General features: G+C 43.3%; 16 protein-coding genes. 8 read left to right on the forward strand and 8 right to left on the reverse strand.

What is annotated here, in order from left to right; genetic code table 11:
• The first annotated feature begins 264 nt into the window (after nucleotides 1–264).
• Both L0B18_RS07685 and L0B18_RS07690 read left to right on the forward strand, forming a co-directional pair.
• Nucleotides 265–2433 (forward strand): sensor histidine kinase, encoded by a 2169-nt coding sequence (locus tag L0B18_RS07685; RefSeq protein ID WP_234570978.1) that lies wholly within the window; start codon nucleotides 265–267, stop codon nucleotides 2431–2433.
• Nucleotides 2411–3052 carry a response regulator gene (locus L0B18_RS07690; RefSeq protein ID WP_234570980.1) on the forward strand — a complete coding sequence of 214 codons (642 nt, stop codon included), beginning with the start codon at nucleotides 2411–2413 and terminating at the stop codon, nucleotides 3050–3052. Before L0B18_RS07685 ends, L0B18_RS07690 begins: the two co-directional genes overlap by 23 nt.
• A 46-nt stretch (nucleotides 3053–3098) precedes the next feature.
• On the opposite strand, the gene L0B18_RS07695 is transcribed toward L0B18_RS07690, so the two are convergent.
• A complete protein-coding gene (locus L0B18_RS07695; protein ID WP_234570982.1) occupies nucleotides 3099–5807 on the reverse strand; it encodes a T9SS type A sorting domain-containing protein in 2709 nt (902 codons plus the stop codon).
• A 328-nt stretch (nucleotides 5808–6135) separates the two neighbouring features.
• Between L0B18_RS07695 and L0B18_RS07700 the strand changes: the two genes are divergently transcribed.
• Nucleotides 6136–7635: an asparagine--tRNA ligase gene (locus L0B18_RS07700; protein ID WP_234570984.1), complete on the forward strand. Its 1500-nt coding sequence runs from the start codon at nucleotides 6136–6138 to the stop codon at nucleotides 7633–7635.
• 130 nt (nucleotides 7636–7765) lie between these two features.
• Here the strand turns inward: L0B18_RS07700 and L0B18_RS07705 are convergent, their stop codons facing one another.
• Nucleotides 7766–10474, reverse strand: coding sequence for a serine/threonine-protein kinase (locus tag L0B18_RS07705; RefSeq protein WP_234570986.1), 2709 nt, complete (start codon nucleotides 10472–10474; stop codon nucleotides 7766–7768).
• 194 nt (nucleotides 10475–10668) lie between these two features.
• The gene (locus L0B18_RS07710; protein ID WP_234570988.1) at nucleotides 10669–11244 is read right to left on the reverse strand and encodes a sigma-70 family RNA polymerase sigma factor; all 576 of its coding nucleotides are present in this window, start codon (nucleotides 11242–11244) and stop codon (nucleotides 10669–10671) included.
• 325 nt (nucleotides 11245–11569) lie between these two features.
• Here L0B18_RS07710 and L0B18_RS07715 point away from each other — a divergent pair, with 325 nt between their 5' ends.
• The 5 genes from L0B18_RS07715 (at nucleotide 11570) to L0B18_RS07735 (ending at nucleotide 15370) form a co-directional block, all read left to right on the forward strand.
• Nucleotides 11570–12685 (forward strand): OmpA family protein, encoded by a 1116-nt coding sequence (locus L0B18_RS07715; RefSeq protein ID WP_234570989.1) that lies wholly within the window; start codon nucleotides 11570–11572, stop codon nucleotides 12683–12685.
• A 116-nt stretch (nucleotides 12686–12801) separates the two neighbouring features.
• The gene (locus tag L0B18_RS07720; protein WP_234570991.1) at nucleotides 12802–13371 is read left to right on the forward strand and encodes a DUF3570 domain-containing protein; all 570 of its coding nucleotides are present in this window, start codon (nucleotides 12802–12804) and stop codon (nucleotides 13369–13371) included.
• Nucleotides 13372–13421: 50 nt separating this feature from the next.
• Nucleotides 13422–13973, forward strand: coding sequence for a collagen-like triple helix repeat-containing protein (locus tag L0B18_RS07725; protein ID WP_234570993.1), 552 nt, complete (start codon nucleotides 13422–13424; stop codon nucleotides 13971–13973).
• Between the two features lie 48 nt (nucleotides 13974–14021).
• A complete protein-coding gene (locus tag L0B18_RS07730) occupies nucleotides 14022–14744 on the forward strand; it encodes a hypothetical protein (RefSeq protein WP_234570995.1) in 723 nt (240 codons plus the stop codon).
• Between the two features lie 86 nt (nucleotides 14745–14830).
• Nucleotides 14831–15370 carry a collagen-like protein gene (locus L0B18_RS07735; protein ID WP_234570997.1) on the forward strand — a complete coding sequence of 180 codons (540 nt, stop codon included), beginning with the start codon at nucleotides 14831–14833 and terminating at the stop codon, nucleotides 15368–15370.
• 49 nt (nucleotides 15371–15419) lie between these two features.
• Here the strand turns inward: L0B18_RS07735 and L0B18_RS07740 are convergent, their stop codons facing one another.
• From L0B18_RS07740 to L0B18_RS07760, 5 genes are all read right to left on the reverse strand, one after another.
• Complete coding sequence (locus L0B18_RS07740) at nucleotides 15420–16220, reverse strand: dienelactone hydrolase family protein (protein WP_234570999.1); 801 nt, start codon at nucleotides 16218–16220, stop codon at nucleotides 15420–15422.
• A gap of 111 nt (nucleotides 16221–16331) precedes the next feature.
• Nucleotides 16332–17330, reverse strand: a complete 999-nt coding sequence (locus L0B18_RS07745; protein ID WP_234571001.1) for a hypothetical protein — start codon at nucleotides 17328–17330, stop codon at nucleotides 16332–16334.
• A gap of 15 nt (nucleotides 17331–17345) precedes the next feature.
• Nucleotides 17346–18371, reverse strand: a complete 1026-nt coding sequence (locus L0B18_RS07750) for a PorV/PorQ family protein (protein WP_234571003.1) — start codon at nucleotides 18369–18371, stop codon at nucleotides 17346–17348.
• Nucleotides 18368–19417: an OmpP1/FadL family transporter gene (locus L0B18_RS07755; protein ID WP_234571004.1), complete on the reverse strand. Its 1050-nt coding sequence runs from the start codon at nucleotides 19415–19417 to the stop codon at nucleotides 18368–18370. Before L0B18_RS07755 ends, L0B18_RS07750 begins: the two co-directional genes overlap by 4 nt.
• The gene (locus L0B18_RS07760; protein WP_234571006.1) at nucleotides 19417–20997 is read right to left on the reverse strand and encodes a FlgD immunoglobulin-like domain containing protein; all 1581 of its coding nucleotides are present in this window, start codon (nucleotides 20995–20997) and stop codon (nucleotides 19417–19419) included. The genes L0B18_RS07755 and L0B18_RS07760 overlap by 1 nt, the downstream gene beginning before the upstream one ends.
• Between the last annotated feature and the right edge of the window lie 55 nt (nucleotides 20998–21052).

Raw genomic sequence — 21052 nt, forward strand, 5'->3', positions numbered from 1 at the left:
AGTCTATCTTTTGATCGTGCAGTTTAACTGAGATGAAAAGACATTTTTTATGAGTTGATACTTTCGATAAATGTTAACTTTTTCTAAGCCGAACATATGACATAGTAATTCTGAAATTGAGTGTCATAAAATTTATTACATAAGATTTTATTTCTTTGGGGTATGATGTAGTTCAGTTTGAAAAAAAGAATGTCAAAAAATGTTAGGGGATTCGTAGAGTTGCCTGGCTTCTTATTACATTGGGCAGAATGACTTAGAGGCGCTATGCAGATACCCTTATTTAAAGCTTTTAAAACCGATTATCATTTTAGGACTTCTACCGGTCTTGCGGGGATCCTGGTTGTATTGGTTTTGTTTGGAACGGCTTGCCAATCTCCTCAAAATCAAGTGCCATCCGATGCCTTGGTGATGCAAGAAGTTGAACAAATAAACGCTTTGGTAGATAGTCTTGTAATCAACGAAAACCCGGATCCTGTCGGCTTTATCTTAAGGATGAAACCGAAGAGGGAAGAAGCACGTTTTTCGGACGAGTATAGAAAATATATGGCGGCGATGTATTACCATATATACAGAAGAAATTTTGATGTGGCACTCCGATATGCCGACCGTACACTTCAGCTTTTTGAAAATAAAAGTGATGATCCGGCCGTACAGAGGCATTATCTCTATGCAATTCTTGGAAAGGTGGATGTATTAAGAAGGAAAAAACTTTATGGTACATCCATACAATATTTGCTCCAGGGCTGGCAAATGATCAATGTGGATGAGACGCCATGCCTTGCTTCTCTATATTTGGGAAGATTGGCTACGGTAAGCTACATGCAGGAGAATTATCATAATGCAATTGATTACCGGAATAAGGCCTGGAATGCCACAGAAGTATGTGAAGATTCATCCAACTTTTCGTATTCAGAAAAGAAATTCCAGTATTTCCAAAATATTGCATCCGCTTATTCGGAAGTAAGCCAGTCAGACAGTGCTCTGTCTTATATAAACCTCTCTTTAGATGTTATTGATACTGAACTGGAGGAAAAGGCTAAAACGGAGGCGAATCGCCATTTTATAGAAATGGCAAAAGGAGTTGCCCTGGGTAACTATGCAAATGAGCTTTACAAAGTAGGTGAACAACAAAAAGCTGAAGAATTCTGGAAAGAGAGTATCCGCATAAATCTGCAACCGGGCTTTGCCGATGAACACGCACAGTTTATGAGAATTTACCTGGCAGAATTTTACATTAACGCTGGGCGAATGATTGAAGCCGACACATTACTCAACAATGTGAAAACGTGGCTGGATTCCAATACGAGTGAGACCGGGAAAAGAAGATGGCTAAAAGCTTCCTGGCAATGGTTGGAAAATAATGGAGATTACAGGCAGGCTTATGAGGTTTACCATCAATATGTGGAGTTACAAACCTCTGTGTATGAATCCAGAAGAGAACTTGTCACACTCGATTTAAACAGTCAAATACAATTGCTTGAGAATCAACATCACCTTGAGCAGATGGAAGCAGATAGCCAACTACGCAACGCCTATTTCATTTTTATACTTGTAATATCAATGATGGCATTGGCTATTCTTTTTCTGGTGTGGAGAAGCTGGAAAAATTCCCAAAAAAGCGTCTTGCGGTTAAAAGATCTGAATTATGCCATTCGTAAAAAAAATCTGCAGCTTGAGGAACAAAATAGGGCGATATCAAAAATAATGAGTATTGTCAGTCACGATCTTCGAAGCCCGTTATCGGGTGTTCGGGAAATTTCTGCAGTTATGAAAGGTGATGAAACATTAGGAAAAGAACATCGAAAATGGGCGGGTCTTATTCATAGTACCACCAACCAATCCCTCAAACTTATGAAGGAAATCTTGAATTTTAACCTTCATAAAACCGGAAATAATGGCTTTAAGCGAATCCCCGTATTAAAAAAATCAGTCTCGGTACGCTCATTTTTGCAAAACTGTGTTGATCTTCTTCAGTTGAAGGCAAACGAAAAAAATCAAACCATTCATCTTGAATGCCCAGCCAAACTTAACGCTTATATGGATAAGGATAAGATGACAAGGGTGATAAATAACGTAATTGACAATGCTATAAAATTTAGCCCGAGAAATACCTCCATTGAGGTGAAAGCTGAAAAAAAGCCTTCATCAATGCTCATTTCGATTACTGATTACGGTATAGGTATTCCAGAACAAAAGATAGATGAAATATTCGACATTCATTCCCATTCATCAAAAAGGCGTGGCACAGATAATGAAGAATCCCATGGCCTCGGTCTGTCGATTTCAAAGGAAATTGTTGAAGCTCATGGAGGAGCTATCTGGTTGGAAAGCCAGGAATTGGCAGGAACCACTTTTTTTATTGAACTCCCCACTAATTCGTCAAAAAATGTTAAAGCGCTGACCCCGAGATATGATAAAGATAGTAGTAGCTGACGATCATGTACTCACTCGTGAAGGACTAAAAAACCGTATTCAAAAAGAAGCTATCGACATGAAAATTGTTGATGAAGCTTCTAATGCTTCGGAACTCTTGAAAAAGATCCATGCAGAGCAACCCGATGTGGTTATTCTTGATATTACCCTTCCGGATAAAAACGGCCTGGATGTATTGAAGGATATAAAAATCAATTATCCCAAAATAAAGGTTATTGTGCTGAGTATGCATCCCGAGGAGAGGTATGCTGTTCGGGCATATAAGGCTGGAGCGTCAGGATATCTTTCAAAAGACAGAGAAAATCTTACCAGCGAATTGATTAGAGCCATTCGGGTCATTATATCCCAAAACCGGAGGTATGTCACAAAGGAAGTAGCTTCCCAGCTTGCCGAGTACATCCAGAGTTCGGGCTTTAAAAAACATCTGGAGCTGTCTGATCGTGAGTTTCAGGTATTTTGCTTGATTGCTATGGGAAAAACCATCAAAGAAATTGCGAAGCAACTTTCAATTACCATTCAAACCGTTTATACCTATCGGAATCGGGCAAAAGAAAAGCTGGATCTTGAGACAGATGCTGATTTTACCCGATACGCTATTCAGCACAATTTGATTGACTGAAGTGAAGCTTTTGGGCGTTCTCATTTGATACGAAAACGCCTTTTATTTATTTAACGACTGTCAATTTCCTGGTGAAAACCTGTTGGCTGCCATTAGATCCGATAGCAGTCAGCCTGTATAGATAAATTCCGCTGGTCAGGTGGGAAGCGTCAAAATTAACCTGATGTTCTCCGGCTTCTATCATTCCATCAACAAGTGTAGCAACCTGTCGCCCAATCATATCAAAAATTTCCAGGCGTACGGTGCTACTCTGTGGCAATTCATAACTAATAATGGTAGAAGGATTGAACGGATTTGGGAAGTTTTGTTTGAGACGAATGTCTTCTGGCAATTCGCTTGTACTATTATTCTGAAGAGTCGTAATCAAAAACCGATCAGCCGCCACGGTGGTTTTAGCCTGTTGTGGAGTAGCCGTACAGGGAACGATTCCCTCCGTATCAGGTGAAGTTTTCTCCTGTTGCAAAAGGGTAAAGGAATAGTCAAGAGAGGAAGTAATCGGAACCGATTCTCCCGTGTGTTGATCGTACAGGTAAAGTTCTGTGCCAACAGGAATATCCAGGTCTGTTGCGGAAATGGAGTAAGTTCCGGGTTGTGTAGCCTGAACGGAAACAGGAATATTTATTTCTTCAGTCGGCATGGGAAAATGACCGATATCAGAGAGAGTGCCATCCACTTTTCGAGAGGCAAATAAAGCATATTCTTCAGAAAGCGGTTGAAGCTCAATTGCATCTCCATACACGCGCTCTTCAGAGCCACGGTCAGAGAATCGAATCCAAAGGGAGTTGACACCGGATGGCCCTCGTACTTCTAATCGTACAAAATCTCGCAATTCGTTCTTTTTGCCATAAAACTGTCCACCGGTTGTTTGGGTGGCTTCTGTGAAGGTGAGGGATCCGTCTCCGTTATTTTGGACAAAAAAGCCTTGTCCCGAAGCAATAGCTCCATCAATCAGATCTCCATAATTTTCCGTGTCCGTACTTCGCCATCCACCGGTTCCATTATAATTACGGTCATAAACGTAGGCAGCGCCTGTGAGTTGGTCGGTCGTTAAGGCAGAAAAACTAATGGGGTTGGCATAAGGATTTCCAACAAGAGTCCACCCGCCGTTGGTGTCGTTCATCGGAGGAGTGACATCTCCTTGATGAGCCGCTCCTAACAGAGAGATGGTTTTGGCAAATGGATCTTCAGGCTTCTCGGGACCATCATAGTCGTCATCGGCAAACACACTGATGAGAAATCCGGTGCCGGGAGTAATCTCCTGGTTGAGTGTGGTGGGGGCAATCCATCCGCTTTCATTATCAGAAACGGTGTTATTCCAGACAAATACATTGGAATCCCCCTGTTCATACTCAGCCCCGGCGACCCCTTGCGTCCAAAGTCCATCCAGCATTTCAGCATAGGTCAAACCATCAACGGGAGAAGAAAGCATCCGCCAGCAAGGGCCACCGGTTAATTCTAGGGAAACACTTGCCAAAGAAGCTGTATCTGTATTATTTAGTTGGTTAGGGTCAGATTCATCTCCCGTAACAGTAGCTGAATTTTCGTAATTGCCAGAGGCATTAACTACAGCCACAATTTCTAATGTCTCACTTGCTCCATTTGCAAGAGAGCCGATATTCCATTCACCTGTCAAAGAATTATAGGATCCCCCGGAATTATCACTTTGATAGGTATATCCACTGGGCAACTGATCTTCTACGACAACATTTGTGGCATCTGAAGGACCATTGTTGGTCACTTCCACGATAAACGTAATCGTATTCCCGGAACTTACCGGTCCTGTTGGAGAAATTTCTTTCGTGATTTCCAAATCGGATAAGACGAACGTAATGGTATTTTCATTGTAGGATCCTACAAAAGCAACATCAGATTGCCCGCCGAGAATATGAACAAAAGTAGTTACGTCATCGACATTCGAAGCATTTAATCCAAAATCGGCCAGATCAAAAACACGCAGCCGAATGGCACGCGTATTCTCTGCAGGATTACTATTGCCCGGCTGACTTGCCGTATACTGGAAGGTGCCGGGATCAAAAAATGCCCAAATGGATTCTCCCACAGGATCAATATCTCCTAACGCGACCTGAACTTCATTCCCAACGGTTGTTCCGTTAGTATCCACAAACCTGAAGGTGTCGGTCGCACCGGGATCACCCATTTGCGTAACAATAATATCCGGCGATGTTTCAGTGCCAATCTCATTTGCATCAATTGATTCAACAGGATATTCTGAGTTAAAGCCTTGTGCTATATTAAATACAGCGGTTCCCAGCTCCAATCCCTGATCGCCATCTGTTAAGTAGTAGATATAATTTTGATAGGGTAATGTTTGATATCCGCTATTCGATCCGCCTCCTTCCTGAACAACACCCTGCCATCTGTATGGAATTCCGATAAAGGTACTTCCACCTGTTTGTATCTCTTCTACAGGCAAGGCTCTGAATTCGGTATTTTCATAAGAGCTGGCACCCAGTAAATTTTCCAGGATAGTATTATTAACCCCGGTTGAATAGGTTGTACCACCTACAGTAAATCCCAGCAGGATACTTGAGTCATCCGTTGGAGTTGGGTTTAAAGCTCCTACACCGGAACTCCATCCGCCGTTGTAATTCGTATAGATGTGCGTAATATCCGAATTTTGCGACTGTGCCTGGAAGGGGATAAAGCACAAGATCAGTATCACCCAAAAGTATTTGCCATTTATTTTCTTGTGCCCTGCAAAAGGGGTTTTTTTATCAACTGGAGAACAAGCCACTACTCAATTTTTTTTAATGAAAAGATGCTTTCAGATATATTTGTGGGGGTATTTACCTTGATGAATTTGTCAAGGAAACTAAAAAATAAGACTTCTGATACCGTTTTATAATTAGATATTACTAATGAAATGCTTGCCTGATAATGGTTGCTACTACCAAACTTTTATAGCTGGATCTCTCTATTATTTATAAAAAGAGGAAATGGATTCCAGTGAATTGAGATCATCAAAAAGACTTTGTTAGCCCATCAGGAAATTTTCCGGCGTATCTTGTATTTTTACATCAGATCATCCATCTACAATTCTAAAGATATTTAAGAAGGTATTTATGAGTATAACTTACATTAAGAGTCTGGCCAACCATCAGGATCAAAGCGTAACTCTAAAAGGTTGGATTTATAATATCAGAAGCAGCAAGGCGATCCACTTTTTGGAAGTTCGGGATGGCACCGGGCTTTGCCAATGTATTGTAGCGGCAGATGATGTTTCTGAAGAAGTATTTGAAGCGGCCGGTCATCTAAAACAGGAGAGTTCACTGGAGATCACCGGAAAGGTGATAAAAGATGATCGAAGTATTGGCGGATATGAATTGCATGCAACCGATGTAAAAGTGATTCAAATTGCCGAGAATTACCCGATCACTCCCAAAGAACACGGTGTGGAATTTTTGATGGAAAACCGCCATCTGTGGCTTCGCAGTCAGCGGCAATGGGCAGCTATGAGGGTTCGAAACGAAATTATTTTCGCTATTCATACTTTCTTCCAGGGACGCGGATTTGTGCAGATGGATTCGCCCATTTTTACCGGAAATGCCGCCGAGGGAAGTACCACTCTTTTTGAAACCGATTATTTTGATGAAAAAGCTTACCTGGCCCAAACCGGTCAGCTATATGGAGAAGCTCTTGCCATGGCCCATGGATTGATTTATACATTCGGGCCGACTTTTCGTGCCGAGAAATCCAAAACCCGGCGCCATTTGACGGAATTTTGGATGATGGAGCCGGAAATGGCTTTTTATGATCTGGAAATGAATATGGATCTGGCGGAAGATATGATTAAGGCGGTTGTCTCCACGGTTCTGGAAAAACGGCAGGAAGAGCTGAAAATACTGGAAAGAGATACTTCTGTGTTGGAAAAAACAGCATCAGATGCGTTTAAGCGAATGACATACACCGAAGCGGTGGATAAATTGAAAAGTGATCAAACTGCTGCTTTATTGGATGAGATGGCCGAATCCCGCGAAACAGAAAAAGATGAAATCACAAAAGAGCGCGAAGAGATTAAAAAAGAGCACGGCTCGGCCAAAAAATGGAGAAAAGCCCAGATTGATCAGCGGATCAAAGACATTGGCGCGCGATTGGACCAGATCGAAGAAGACCTCAGAAATATTCCGGGATGGAAAGAGTCGGCCCGAAATTTTGAATGGGGAAATGATTTTGGCGGCAGCGACGAAACCGTTTTAATGATGCAATATGATGTTCCGGTTATTGTAACTCACTGGCCGGCTGAAATCAAAGCCTTTTACATGAAGCGCGACGAAACGGATAAACTGGCTTTGGGCATGGATATTCTTGCACCTGAGGGATATGGAGAGATTGTAGGAGGGAGTCAACGGGAAGACAGTCTGGAAGTTCTTGAAGAACGAATAGCAGAGGAAGACCTGGATAAAAGTGTATTTGAGTGGTATCTCGATCTCAGGAGATTTGGGTCGGTTCCACATTCTGGTTACGGGCTTGGATTGGAACGAACCGTGGCATGGATTTGCGGTTTGCAGCACGTACGGGAGACGATTCCTTTTCCACGAATGCTTGGAAGACTTCGGCCTTAGTCTTTATGGACCCGTGAATTTTAAAAAGTTTGCGGGTCTGATTCAGTGCTGTTTTTCGTATACAATTTATTTCCAAAACAGAAACAGATATCACCTGTTGTTGAAAAGCATTTCAAAAAAATCTGCTTTATTAGTCGTTGCGGCTGGCAATCAAAGCACGATATTCGGCCGCTTTTTCAGGTTTGTTCCAAGTATCATATAATTCAGCTAAATATCGGAAGCTTGTCTGCGTGTCAGGATGATCATTTCCAAGAAGTTCAACACGCTGTTCTAAAGCTTCTAAGAATAAACGCTCTGACTCGGCAAATAAATGTTGTTTGACTTTAATCTTCGCAAGATTGTGGATACTTCGGGCTAATCGGGGGTGTGGTTTCGTAAAAGCTCTTTGATGAATTGAAACAGCACGTTCCTGTAATTGGGATGCTTCTGTAAGTTGCCCCAAATTAAATAGAGTTTGAGCCAGATTATTCAGGTTTGAGCCAACATCAGGATGATTCTTATCCAGTATGGCCTCGCTCATTACTACCGCTTCGCGCAGATAAGGTTCGGCACTGGCATAATCTCCATTAAAATAGAAAGACATACCCAGGTTGTTAAGAGTCAACGCAATTCTTGGGTGTTGTTCTCCCAACAATTTTCGCTGAATCTCAAGTACTTTGTGATAGGTTTCTTGTGCTTCTTTCATCTTACCCTGATTTGCCATTGTAACGGCAAGATTATTCATCGTTAAGGCGACATATGGATGCACATCTCCATAAAGTGCGGTCTGAATTTGTAGCGCTTCAAGGTAGAGAGATTCTGCAGCCTCATAGTCTGCTTTGGAATCGAGCAATGCCCCTAAATCGTTTAGTGTTGTAGCAATCCTGGAATGATTTTCAGGTAATGTATTTCGTTGGATCTGCAACGCCTCACGGTAATAGTTTTCAGAGGTTTCATAATCTCCAAGAAAATAACGTGTACTTGCGAGGCCACTTAAACTTTCAGATACAAGAGGGTGTGAAGTTCCTAATGATGTTTTTCGTATTGTCAGAGCTTTATTATAGAGGGAGTCGGCCGTCTCGTATTCTCCCATATGGCGCAATGTTATAGCAAGACTGTTTAGAGTTTGAGCAATTTCCGGACTATCCTTCCCAAACAGATTTTCTTGCATGACTAATACCTCAGAATAAAGTGAGTCAGCTATGTTGAAAACTCCTTGCGCCCGGTAGAGATCAGCTATGTTTCGTTGACTTTTCGCTACTTCGGGGTGCACTTCACCGTAGGTTTGTCGATTGATTTGAAGCGCCTGAGTAAATAGCGTATCGGCATTTTCGTAGAGAGCAAGGCTGTAATAAGCACGACCAATCACACCAAGCATCTGGGCTTGTACCTCTGGTTGCCTGTTTAGTGCTCTGGCTTGTTCTGTGCCGAGTCTCAGAAGGTGACGAGCTGTGAGTGTATCACCCATCGCCTCATTTGGGTTTCCGGCTTCAAACAGACCCAGCATAAATTCTGTTACTTCTGTGGCTTTTTCGGCTTCCAGTTGTGCCTGTGTACGTTCGGCCGTAATGCGGTAGGAATAAAAAACAGCAAAGCCAATGGCCAGAATCAGAAAAACAGCGGCAACAGAAATCCCCATTTTATGACGCCGAAATAGTTTTCCGATGCGATATTTTATGGTGTCGTTACGGGCAACAAGAGGTAATTTTTTTTGATAATTGTCGAGATCGTCGAGGAGTTGCCCTACCGAGTGGTACCGGTATTCAGGTTCTTTCCGGATGGCTTTGAGGGTTAATGCATCAAGATCGCCGGAGAGTGTTTTTACCAATTCTGACGAAGAGATTCTCCGCAGGTATGCACACGTTTTTAAATCTTCTTGCTGTATTTTTTTGCTTGGAGGAACAGCAGCTTCTTCCTGGACTGCCCTGCTAATCTCCATTAAATTTTTTTCCTTCAAATCCAGTGGATAGGCATCAGCCAGCAATTTGTAGAGCAAAATTCCCAGAGTATAGATATCCGTTGCGGTGGTGATGGCTGCCCCTTTTACCTGTTCGGGGGCGGCATATTGAGGAGTCCAAAATCGTTGTCCGGGCTGCGTTTCAACAAGGGTTGTTCCGTCAAGCGGATCGGCGAGGAGCTTTGCCACACCAAAGTCCAGTATTTTCACAACACCATTCTGATTCACAAAAATATTCTGGTTTTTTAAATCCCGGTGAATCACAAGGTTGTTGTGAGCATATTGTACAGCAGCACAAACCTTTTTGAACAGGTTGAGCCGTTCGTCAATGGTGAGCCGATGTTTGTTGCAGTATTGATCAATTGGAACTCCATCTACAAATTCCATAACAAGGTATGGAATCCCTTCGGTGGTGACCCCACCATCAAACAATTGGGCAATATTTGGGTGATTCAGCCTTGCAAGAACTTCCCGTTCCATCTTGAACCGCCGGATATTCTCTTTGGAATCTACCCCTTGCTTGATGAGTTTAATTGCAACTGTGTGATGAAATTCTCCATCCGTTCGTTCGGCTTTATAGACGGTTCCCATTCCGCCTTCACCGATAGATTCTAAAATGCGATACGCCCCGAATTCTTTCCCTATATACGTTGCTCCTGTATAGGTATTTTCCGCGTTATTCCCCATATCAGCAACAATAAGTTCTTGGTATCTGCCGGATAACGGTTCAAGGAAATTAATTTTTTCTGATTCCTCAATCGATCGGAGCAGTTCCTGAACTTCCTTAAGAAGATCGGGAGAGCCTTGACAAGCAGTTTTGAGGTAAGACTCTTTTTCCTCACCAGCAAGTACCATTGCTGTATCAACAATGGTTTTAATTTTTTCCCATTGACTGTCTTTCATACTTTCATAGAAATTGGAGAAGGTAACTTTCGGTTTTTAACCTACAAACGGAACCATAAATCAATCCGACGATTGTATTTCTTGATGGTTGATATTGTAAAAATCGCTTTAAAAAAGAAAGGACTTATTTTTAAAGCTGCACTTCCAAAAAGACTCGATCCTCAAAAATTCTAAACTACAATGTTTAGGCTGGATCAGATTAATTGTTTTTTGAGCTCTTTATAGAGCCAACCCCGGGCTACTGCCCAATCCCGATACACTGTTCGGGGGGAAAGATTCATGACTTCAGCGATGTCCTCAAAATTCATTTCTCCGAAAAAGCGTAGTTCCACAATTTTTGCCAATCGTTCGTCATAATCGTTCAGTTTGTTAAGAGCTCCATCAATCTGGATTAACTCTTCGGCTTGAAACTCTGCCTTCATTATTTCATCGATAAAAGTAATCTCTTTTTTATCTCCACCTCGTTTTTGTCGACTCATTTTTCGGGCGTGATCAATGAGGATTTGCCGCATGGAGTGTGAGGCAACAGCAAAGAAGTGTGTTCTGCCTTTCCAGTCTATCTGGTCGTGGCGTACCATCTTAAGATACACTTCATGTACAAGCCCGGTTTTGGACCAGGTATGTTCCGCTGGCGAAGCCGAAATCCGGCCTATCTGAGTGTAGGCCAAGTGGCGGAGACGGTCATATACAACGGGAAACAGTTTGTTGTAAGCTTCTTGTGAACCGTTACTTATCTCGGTCAACCGTTCTGTTACTTCTTCTATTTTCATACTGCTCAAAAAACTTTGTCAGTTATTCGCTCATAATGACGTATTAGTATTAAACGGATATCCGGAATGATCAATGGATATGCTTATGAATACCCAAACCCCGCAGGTTTGTTGCTGCGAAAAAGAAGCAGGGTTAAAAAGTCAAATCAAGCATGTTGCTGATCTTTTGGGTCTATGTTTTGCAATGCAAAACGTAACAGAATACAAATCTAATTATACCATAAACCATCAACAACTAAAAAAATGAGTCTTTCCGGTTTGTATCCCATAGAATTAAAAGAAGAGTCTGCTATCGCTAAAAACTATAAGTCAACGGACGAATATCATGCATAGAATAATCAATACCCCATTACAAAATACTTTTTGGTTTACAGCCCTGTTTTCAGGATTTCTGTTTCTTATAAGCTGTTCAATTACAGAGGATGCTAACGCACAGGATGAGGCGGAATCTGGAAATAACATCTCGACGAGCTATGGCTTTACACCGGGCAGCCGCGTTCTCTTTGAAGACGATTTTTCCGACACTCCCATTGGCGATTTTCCGCATCGTATGACCTTTAGAAATGGCTCAATGGAAGTCGTTAACTGGGATGATCAAAAAGTCTTTCAACTCCAGGAGGGGTGCCAGTTCGAAATCCCACTGCCGGAAACTTTGCCCGACAGATTCACCCTCGAGTTCGATATTCACGACTCCAAAAGCTCCGTTGATACAGGCTGGACAGCCATCTACTTTGCGGAACCGGCTGCCCGCGGCTTCTATCCCAATCGACCGGGCGGACCGCCGTTTCTCCGGTTCGCTCATTTTCACGGGTCAGGCTTGCATGCCACAAATTCGAACCAAATTTCAGGGGTTTATAACAGCGGAGGAACGGGTAATACACATCCGGCTCTGGCTGAAGATCTGATGCATGTTGAGGTGCAGGTAGACGGCGAGGCAATCAAAGTATATGCTAATCAGGAGCGAATCGTGAATGTACCGAACGCAGATTTGGGCCGCCATAATGCGATTACAGTTTTGTGTGATGCCAGGGCAGATCCCACATATATCGACAACATTCGGGTGGCGGCAGGTGGTATGGACCTTTACAGTTCCTTAGAATCTGAGGGACGTGTAGCTACGAGAGGTATTCTTTTTGAGACGGGGAGTGATCGCATTCAACCTGGTTCTGCAGCAACACTTGAAGAGATTCTCGGAATGCTCAGGCAGCATGCTGATCTGCGGTTACGTATTGAAGGACATACCGATAATGTTGGTAATACATCATCCAACCAGGAGCTTAGTCAGAGCCGGGCGGAAGCCGTTCGCGATTACCTCGTGGAACAAGGCATTGATGCTTCCCGTCTCGAAGCCATCGGTATGGGTGAAGAACATCCAGTTGCGGACAACAATACGGAAGCCGGGCGCGAACAGAACCGTCGTGTGGAATTGGTTCGCCTGTAGATTTATGTCGGGTTTCCCCAGTAAAGAATTGAAATATGATAAGCATTTGAAAACAGGGACAAAAAGTATCTCACCCCCGAACAACCAACATTCAATATCATCAAACTCAACTTATTATGATTCGTTTTAGCTTTATCCTGACTTTTCTTCTTGCACTTGTGAACCTGTCATCAGCTGATGCGCAAGATACTTGTTATCTGGGCTCATGGGAGTTCGATGCCGCATATACTTACGAAAACGGAGAGTATAGTCCAGGCGGTTCTATGGCCAGTATGCCAATAGAGTTTACGCAGGCTACCGGCAGTGCATTTCTTACATTCGATAATGAAGGTGATTTTACCTATACCTTCGACAGTTGGTCGGCCACCTTTCAAAGCAACACGGGCCCTATTACAACAGAGGTCCGGGTAAATCTGCATGGCGATGTCTGGGGACGTTACAGTCCGTCCGGCGATACATTTCTTACTATGTTTATGAGTGGGGATGGCGTACCAGAACCTAACATTGAATCCTCTACAGTGATCATCCTGGCCGGCCGATCTATGGATGGTCCCGACAATTTCGAGAGCTTTTTCGGGCCGCAAACTTTTGGCGTGGAATACCGCTGTGAAGGCGATTTTCTTTACATCAATGGAGAAAGCGGGGGAGGTGCCTTCAGAAACAGCCGGTATATGCGGGTGAATTGATGAAGAATTAATCTCAACAACAAAAACTATCCAGCAAAAAAAAACAAACCATGAAAATAAAACGAACAATTCTATTTGTACTTCCGATAATGATAGGTCTTATATGTTTCTCTTGTGAAGGGCCGGAAGGTCCGGCGGGTCCGCAAGGTTTACAAGGAGAGGCAGGAGAGCCAGGTCCGGAGGGATCCCAGGGCGAGCCCGGAACCGCCAACGTCATCTATTCTGAATGGATTGATAGTGAATGGACGGAATACACTGCAAGAGAATGGCAAATGTTAATAGAGGATTCCAACATTTCTGTGGATTTTTCCAACAATGGTGGTACGGTGCTGGTATACAGGAGAAACGGTCCGTTGGATGATGCCTGGATTTACCCGCTCCCAAGTGGAAGTGCATACCCGGTAACTTTTGCCATTGATCCTGTAAATACTACCCTGCTCATTGCAGTGGAGTCATCATGTTGTGACATTCCCAGTTGGTTTCATGATGTGCAATTTCGGTATGTGCTGATTCCTGGCGGCGTACTGACGAATGGTAAACAGGCAAAGCTGGATCTGACAGATTACCAAGCCGTAAAAGCCTTTTATGGCATTCCGGACTAAAAATGGTTTATGCCGAAAAATGTCCAAAAAACCATTAATCCACAAAGGATGACCAGAACACTTTCTTGCTTATTTATAGTATTTGCTTTTTCCCTTCTCACACTCTCCTGTGATACAACAGACAGTGGAAATGATCAGGAAGAAATACGCTTTAAAGACGGAATTCCTGTCGAAGTAATGAACCTGTTGGGAGAGGACATGCTGAAGGTGATTGAAAATGACCTCAAAATGCCTATTCACAGGGGCGATAATCCACCGGATATCGTGGCCATGCTTTCGAAAACAGCTCAAGAAAAGTCATCGGGTGCTGTGGGTAAAACCGTCGTAATGTCACCTCTTTTACTTCTTGAAACAAATGTTCCGAGCGATGCGGGTAGCTATGAGCCGGGCCACGAATTTATCGATGAATATTTTCGATTGAGTTCAAACCCAGACGAATTTTTGGTCATTGTTGAAAGGCGTAGTGTTAGTCCATCTGATGGAAAAATTTATGCCACTTCTATTCCGGCTGACTTTATGGTTGGGGGTGAGGGAAACAGATTTACTATATATGGTCAGAATGAAACCGTGTATGAGGATAAGGAAGGAACGTCTTTGGCAATGCGCATTTTTTCCGGGGTTTTTACTGAAGATGGAGCCATTTCTTCCCCGCACTACAGCATATTTATGATTGATGATGGTGGAGTCGAAGACATCATTCCGAGTGGAACAGGCCGTTCATTTATGGATGGAGACGGTTTTGCCACAGTTACCACCTGGCCGGAAGAATAAGAGTCTTCCGGCTTTTAAAATTTGATAAGATCAATCCCTGATTCCGGAATCAAAAAAATAAATAATCATAAAAAAGTAATCATATCATGATGATAATAAATCGAACAACTTTATTTGTATTTCTGATAATTATAGCATTGGCTGGTTTCTCCTGTGAAGGCCCGGTCGGACCAGCTGGCTCCGAAGGTCTAACTGGTCCCGAAGGCCCGCAGGGAGAAAAAGGAGACCCGGGCTCAGTGGATATTATTTATTCAGATTGGTCTCAATTGGATTGGAATTTAAATGATAGCTCTACCTATTTGTATCATAAAATGGAAGTAAATGAGCTTACAGAGGAGTTTATAGAAAGTGGCGGAGTTCTACTCATGTATATCAAGTTTGAAAACCATATATATCCTATCCCTTTTTCAGGTGGAAATGATTACATCAATTATAATATTTCCATACCGGGCAATCTTATGATATCTGTTGGTACCTATGATGGTTCAGGTGTTGAGGCCTTCTTGAAAGAAGGAGAATATCGCTATATACTCATTCCCGGCGGCGTGCTGGCGAATGGCATCCAGGGAAAGCTGGATCTGACGGATTACAACTCTGTGAAAGCCTATCATGGCATTCCGGATTGAAACGGTTAATCCCAATAATGAGTGAAATCTTTGACTTGGAAAATCAAAATCAATCAATCTCAGAAAGCAGATTTTTCAATCGCTCCCAAGCGGCATTCCGGGCGTTTTTGCTTGCCGGGTCAGCATTTGGATCATCACCGGCACGCATAAAAGCATGGCCGGCTCCATCATAGATTTCATACTCGTATGTTTTACCGGACTCCTCCATCATCTTTTGGATGTATGGTATGCCTGAATTGATGCGCTGATCATTTTCTCCGTAAAATCCGTAGACCGGTGCGCTGATATTTTGTACAGCCGCAGCATCTTCCGGAGCGGAGCCATAGAAAACCATAAATGCTTCGGGCACATCATCATTTGTGGCAAAGCGGAATGATTGAGATCCGCCCCAGCAAAAACCGGCAACAACCACGTTACCGTTGGATGCGGGTACACTTAAAATATATTCCTGTACGGCTTTGAGATCTTGCGTGATTTGCTCGGGATCGAGGTTGTAGAGCGCCTCGCGGGCTCCATCAGATGTAGAAAAATCTGATGTTTTTGTGTATTCCTCACTAAACTCTGAGAGGAGGTCGGGAGCAATGGCAATGTAACCGGCAGCGGCAACCTGGTCTGTAAAGCTACGCGCCCACTCATTCAAACCCCGGTTTTCGTGGATGACGATTACGGCTAACGTCTCTTCATTGGTTTCTGGATAGGCTACAAAACTGTGAACGGTACGGCCGTCATATTCCACTTCCACCCATTCATGATGGCGAGGTGAATTTTCCAGTTGTTCGATGGCATAATCCTGCGCCATTAATCCGGTTGTAAGCAGAAAGCTGGCAAGTATGATGAAAAGTGATTTCATAGAATGATGAGGTTTGAGTGGCAGTTGTTGTTCAATAGCAACCAACAATAAATGAATAATCATTCCCCCGCAATCCCGCAAGAGCTTTTACAAGCTTTTAAACATGCTTTTTTATAGCTCCCGAATAATTTCTTTCAACTCATCCTGTGTTTTGAAATGAATGATATTGTCATTCTGTAGATCGCTAAGGCAACCCTTTTGGGGAAGAATAATCGTTTTGTTGTAGCTTTTGGCAAGCGGCACTCCGCCGGAAGTCAGCACTTCCCGGTAGTTAAAAACAAGATAATCGGCGGCGTTCATAAACTCCGGTACACAATTTTCTCTGATGAATTGCGGGATCAGAATTACATTTTCCAGTTTTTTTGTTGTCCTCCGGATCGTTTTATAATACTGCATTTGTCCCTTCTTTACCGGACCTACTACAAGCAGTTTATTATGAACAGGTTCGTCAGCGAAAATTTTGCAAACTTTATCGATCTGTTTATAAGGGCTTATGTGACCAAACATCAAAAAAATCTGGTCCTGGATCTTAATATTCACCTGGTATCTGTGATTGATGGCTTCTATCGCGGCTGCCCGCGGCATCAACTGAGGTGGATATCCCGGATGAGTCCATATCCTGAATTTTTTAGGGGATGTATTGAAGTAGGTGGAGAGTTCACTCACGGCAGACTCACATTCAACAACCAATCGATCGGCTTTTTTTGCAAGCCATTTCCTCATTTTGAAATGCAGCCATTCATGAGAACAATCCGGAGGCAGTTTGTTGTGCACCGACCAAACAAGTTTCCCGCCTAATAACACGTAGAAATAGATGCACATCAGCTTAAAAAAATAGCTCATGGCCGACCAAAATCCCGAATATTGGATCCAATGATAATGCAGAATTACATCTTTCTTGAAAAGCTGATAGAGAACAAATTTTAGATGACCGATTACACTTACATCTGAAATTTTATAATCGGCGGAGGAGAGAATTTTTTTATAAAATAAATAGAGATAGTCTGATTTTTTGTGAGTATAGCGGATTGCCGGAGCCACAAACAAGGTTACCGGATTGGCTTCACTCAAATCATCATAAAGCTCTTCCAGACGATTAATTTGATTCATAACAGTTGTTAATAATCAAAAATAGTATTGAACTCCGAATGAGTGCACAGTTCCGAACCCGGTTGAAAAGGGAACCAATGCATAATTCACTCTGACGGATTCGATGGCCAAACCAAGTCCAACGCTAAAAGGACGCTCAGTAGGTCCCCAGCGATAACCGCCCTGAACAAACAAAAGATCTCCGATATTTACGTCCATTGCAAGACTGAAATAACCTTCATCTTCATTATTTTCAATAAAATCGCTGCTTGGGTTCTCCTTAATCGGTTGACTCCAATCAGCTATTATGCTTAACAAAACAGGCAGGTCATTTTCTCCCGGGGTGGAAAATTGAATCAGGCTGGCGGAAGCTCCTACATTTAAAGAAGAAGGAAGAGAGGTGGATTCTTCGTCCAGACTGTCCATATTTCCAAGGTTTTTTACAGCAACGGCAGCACGAATCTTATCATCCAAAAAAGTGGATGTGAGTCCAAGGTTGAATGCATATCCCGATGCGCGAAACTGGAATACTTCTTCGCGTAAGTACTGCCCTGTAACGCCGATGGAGAAAGGCCCCAATCGTTGAGCAACAGCTCCTGAAAGTGAAAGATAGCGAATGGAAAATTCGCCGGCGGATGGCCCGGGGCGATCTCTGGCTTCAAAACCGTTACTGCCCGATGAATAGACACCGAATGCAAACGCCCGGTCGTTCCGAACAAAATTCATAGCCGCAAACTGGTTGTTTACATTGGCGATCCAAAGAGTATAACTGGCGTCCAGGCTGGATCGGTTTTCTAAAGCCAGTAGAGATGGATTGGAATAAATGGCAGATGGCCCCAGGTTGGCAGCAGTCGTTGCCTCGGATATAGATAGCATCCGCGAAGATGGACCGATATTCAGGAAATCGAGACCGCTTCCGGTATCCTGGGCATAACTTTTTGGGATTGAAATGAAAATAAAGACGATTGTCAATGTTATGGAGGCTATCAACTCAGACCTTGCCAACACAGAGCGGTGGAACGAGTGTAGAAATTTTATGAATGGTAAAAATGCTCTTTTCATAGATTCAGCCTGATTGCGAACACGTGCATGGTTGAAAGTCCTGAGGGTTCTCTGACAAATGCGTAATCGATGGATGGCATAAGCGCATCGTAGGGTAAATGTATGGAAAATCCGGCACTGGGTTGAAAATCATTCGCTTCACCCAGTTCGTTCAGTTGTATACCGCCTCTCAATGTAATTCGTTCATGGATTTGATAGCTTGTACCCGCCCGTAAAAAATTTCCGACCGATGTTAATTCTTCCCGGTTAACGGAACGAGTTTCCGTTGCGGGCTGATCCCCTACACCCGGTAAAGACTCAAAATTTTGCCGGCGGTTTTCAAAATCCATGCTGAGCATCCAATCTTCATCAATTTCATAAGAAATTCCGGCGAGGAGTCGGAGAGGAAATAATTGATGGTTCGTGGATGAATCGGTTCCGTACAAATCGGAGGTGTTAAACTGGTAAGAAGCTAACAAATCCTGAATGGACAATCCCAGCCGTAATTTTGATATCGGCTTCAAAAGAATTCCAATGTCAATGCCAAGTCCTGATGAGGTGGGTACTTCGGGATGATAGCGTGCAAGGTTATACTTTAATCCCACACCTCCCCAGAATGAATCGGAAAAACGAATTCCAAAATTTCCGGCGATTTGGAATTCATTTGTTGAAAGAATTTCGGTGTGATATCCGTTTTGATCGCGCCCGTCAATATTTCCAACACGGCTATGGAGTAGGCTGATTGAAAAACCGGCAGAAGGAGGCAGCTGAAAATGAGAATGAACCATATTGAGCTGGCGGTCGAACCGGAGTACGGCCGTTCCGGCATCTACCTGGATAACATCGGACTTTAAGGCAGCAAATGCCGGGTTGTAGTAACCATAACTTCCTTCAGATAATACGGCGGTCATGGCATTGCCCATCGCCATTCCTCTCGGCGAAAATCCCATTCTTGAAAATGATCCCGCAAAACCACCGGATAACTCCTGTGCATACAGGTTTGAAATGAATCCCGAAGTGATGAAAATCACGGCAAAGAAGAGTGATATGGATTTACATTTTTTCATCAGTCAAGCAGCAAGATTTTTCCGTTTGTAAATCCATCCGACGTTTCAATGGAGTAAAAATAGGTTCCGTTGGATGCGATTCGCCCATTTTCAGTGAGGCCATCCCAAACGGTTTCATAAGATCCCGACGAAGAAACTGTCGGCACGCGAATCGTCCTGACGGAGTTCATTCCAAAGTCAAAAATCCGGATTGTGGCCGGGCCCGGCTGTTCCATTCTATATTTAATTCGAACAACCGAATGTTGCGATGGAGAGAAAGGATTCGGATAGGCATAGGTTTCAACATCCGGCGCATCGGGTTGATATTGATTTCCTCCCGCCAATGGAACATCAACCCGAAGAATTTGCCAGGTTTCGCCGCCATCTGAAGTCGAAGCAACACCATCGGAAGTTCCAACCCATAAACTTTTTTCTGTGGATGCTACCGAAAAATATCGGGCATTTGGTTTAATAAATGTATTTGGGCTGGAAATCTGAGGAATTTGTTCCCACGTTTCTCCATCATCTGTGGAAACGTAAAGTCCGTCATCCGCGGCTACATAAATATCCCCATCCAAAAACCCGATATCATTTGCACGAATTCCTTTCAAAAATTGGTGGAAAGTTTTGCCTTGGTCATCGGTATAAACAATTCCGTATTCATCACGGTTTTCATTGTCCGTGATCCAGTTGGTCATCCAGATGCGTTCGGTTTCAGGCTGCTGACGAATCGTTACCACCCAATTAGAAAGAAGGCCACCGGATATTTCGGGACTCCAGAATAAATGTTTCCATCTGATTTGATCGGTTGGTGCTGTCAGTGCATTATCAGAAATATTAATTCCGGCTGCCGTTCCCATCCACACGCGCTGTTGATCATCAATCAAAAGACCAAAACCGAGTAGGTTGTTATCAAAGCGTGGATCGTAGCGATTTACAACTTCTTCACCCGAAGTCAGCGAAACCCATCCGTAGGATTTCTCCGGCACGAGAGTTAAAACATTCGATGGAGGCAAAATAATCCGTTCCCACGTCTCCCCATGATCCCGGCTTCGCAGTAATCCTGAAGCCCAATTGACGGACAAAAAGGTGTCTTGATAAAAATCCACTTCGTAAGGCGGGGATTGCTCGGGAACCGTAATTCGCGTTCGGATATAGGTTTCATCTCCATACTGAAATTCAATGTCGCAGGGCGGGCCGACGGAAGACGCGTTGCAGGTTTCGTTGTCTGCTTTTTCATCAAGGAGAAAAGGAATAAAATTCCAGTCATTGCCGAAATTATCAGAGAAATAAAAACCCTGGGCTGCGTTGGTTGATTCTCCACCTGCGGTTGATGTAAATCCCAGTCCGGCAAGAATTTGTTCGTTTTGAACTTCAAGCGAAAATACACGGCCGCGTCCGTCAAAAACACTATCGGCATTGGTGGGGACATATATTTCTCCGGTCATTTCATCAAAGGCATTTAACCCGGGACCAATCCAAACCATATTTGCAGAAGATTCAAGCGTTGAACCGGAATTTTGCCGGATGGTTATGGAGCGTTCAGGGATCGGTCCGAAAGTCTGTGCCTGCAGCGAAGTATGTACGGCTGTAACGAACAAAAAAATCAGTAAACAAAAAGAGAAAAAGGAGTTTCTGGACTGCATTTGGAAAAAG

The sequence above is a fragment of the Rhodohalobacter sp. 614A genome (assembly GCF_021462415.1).
In the GTDB taxonomy this organism is placed as follows: Bacteria; Bacteroidota; Rhodothermia; order Balneolales; family Balneolaceae; genus Rhodohalobacter.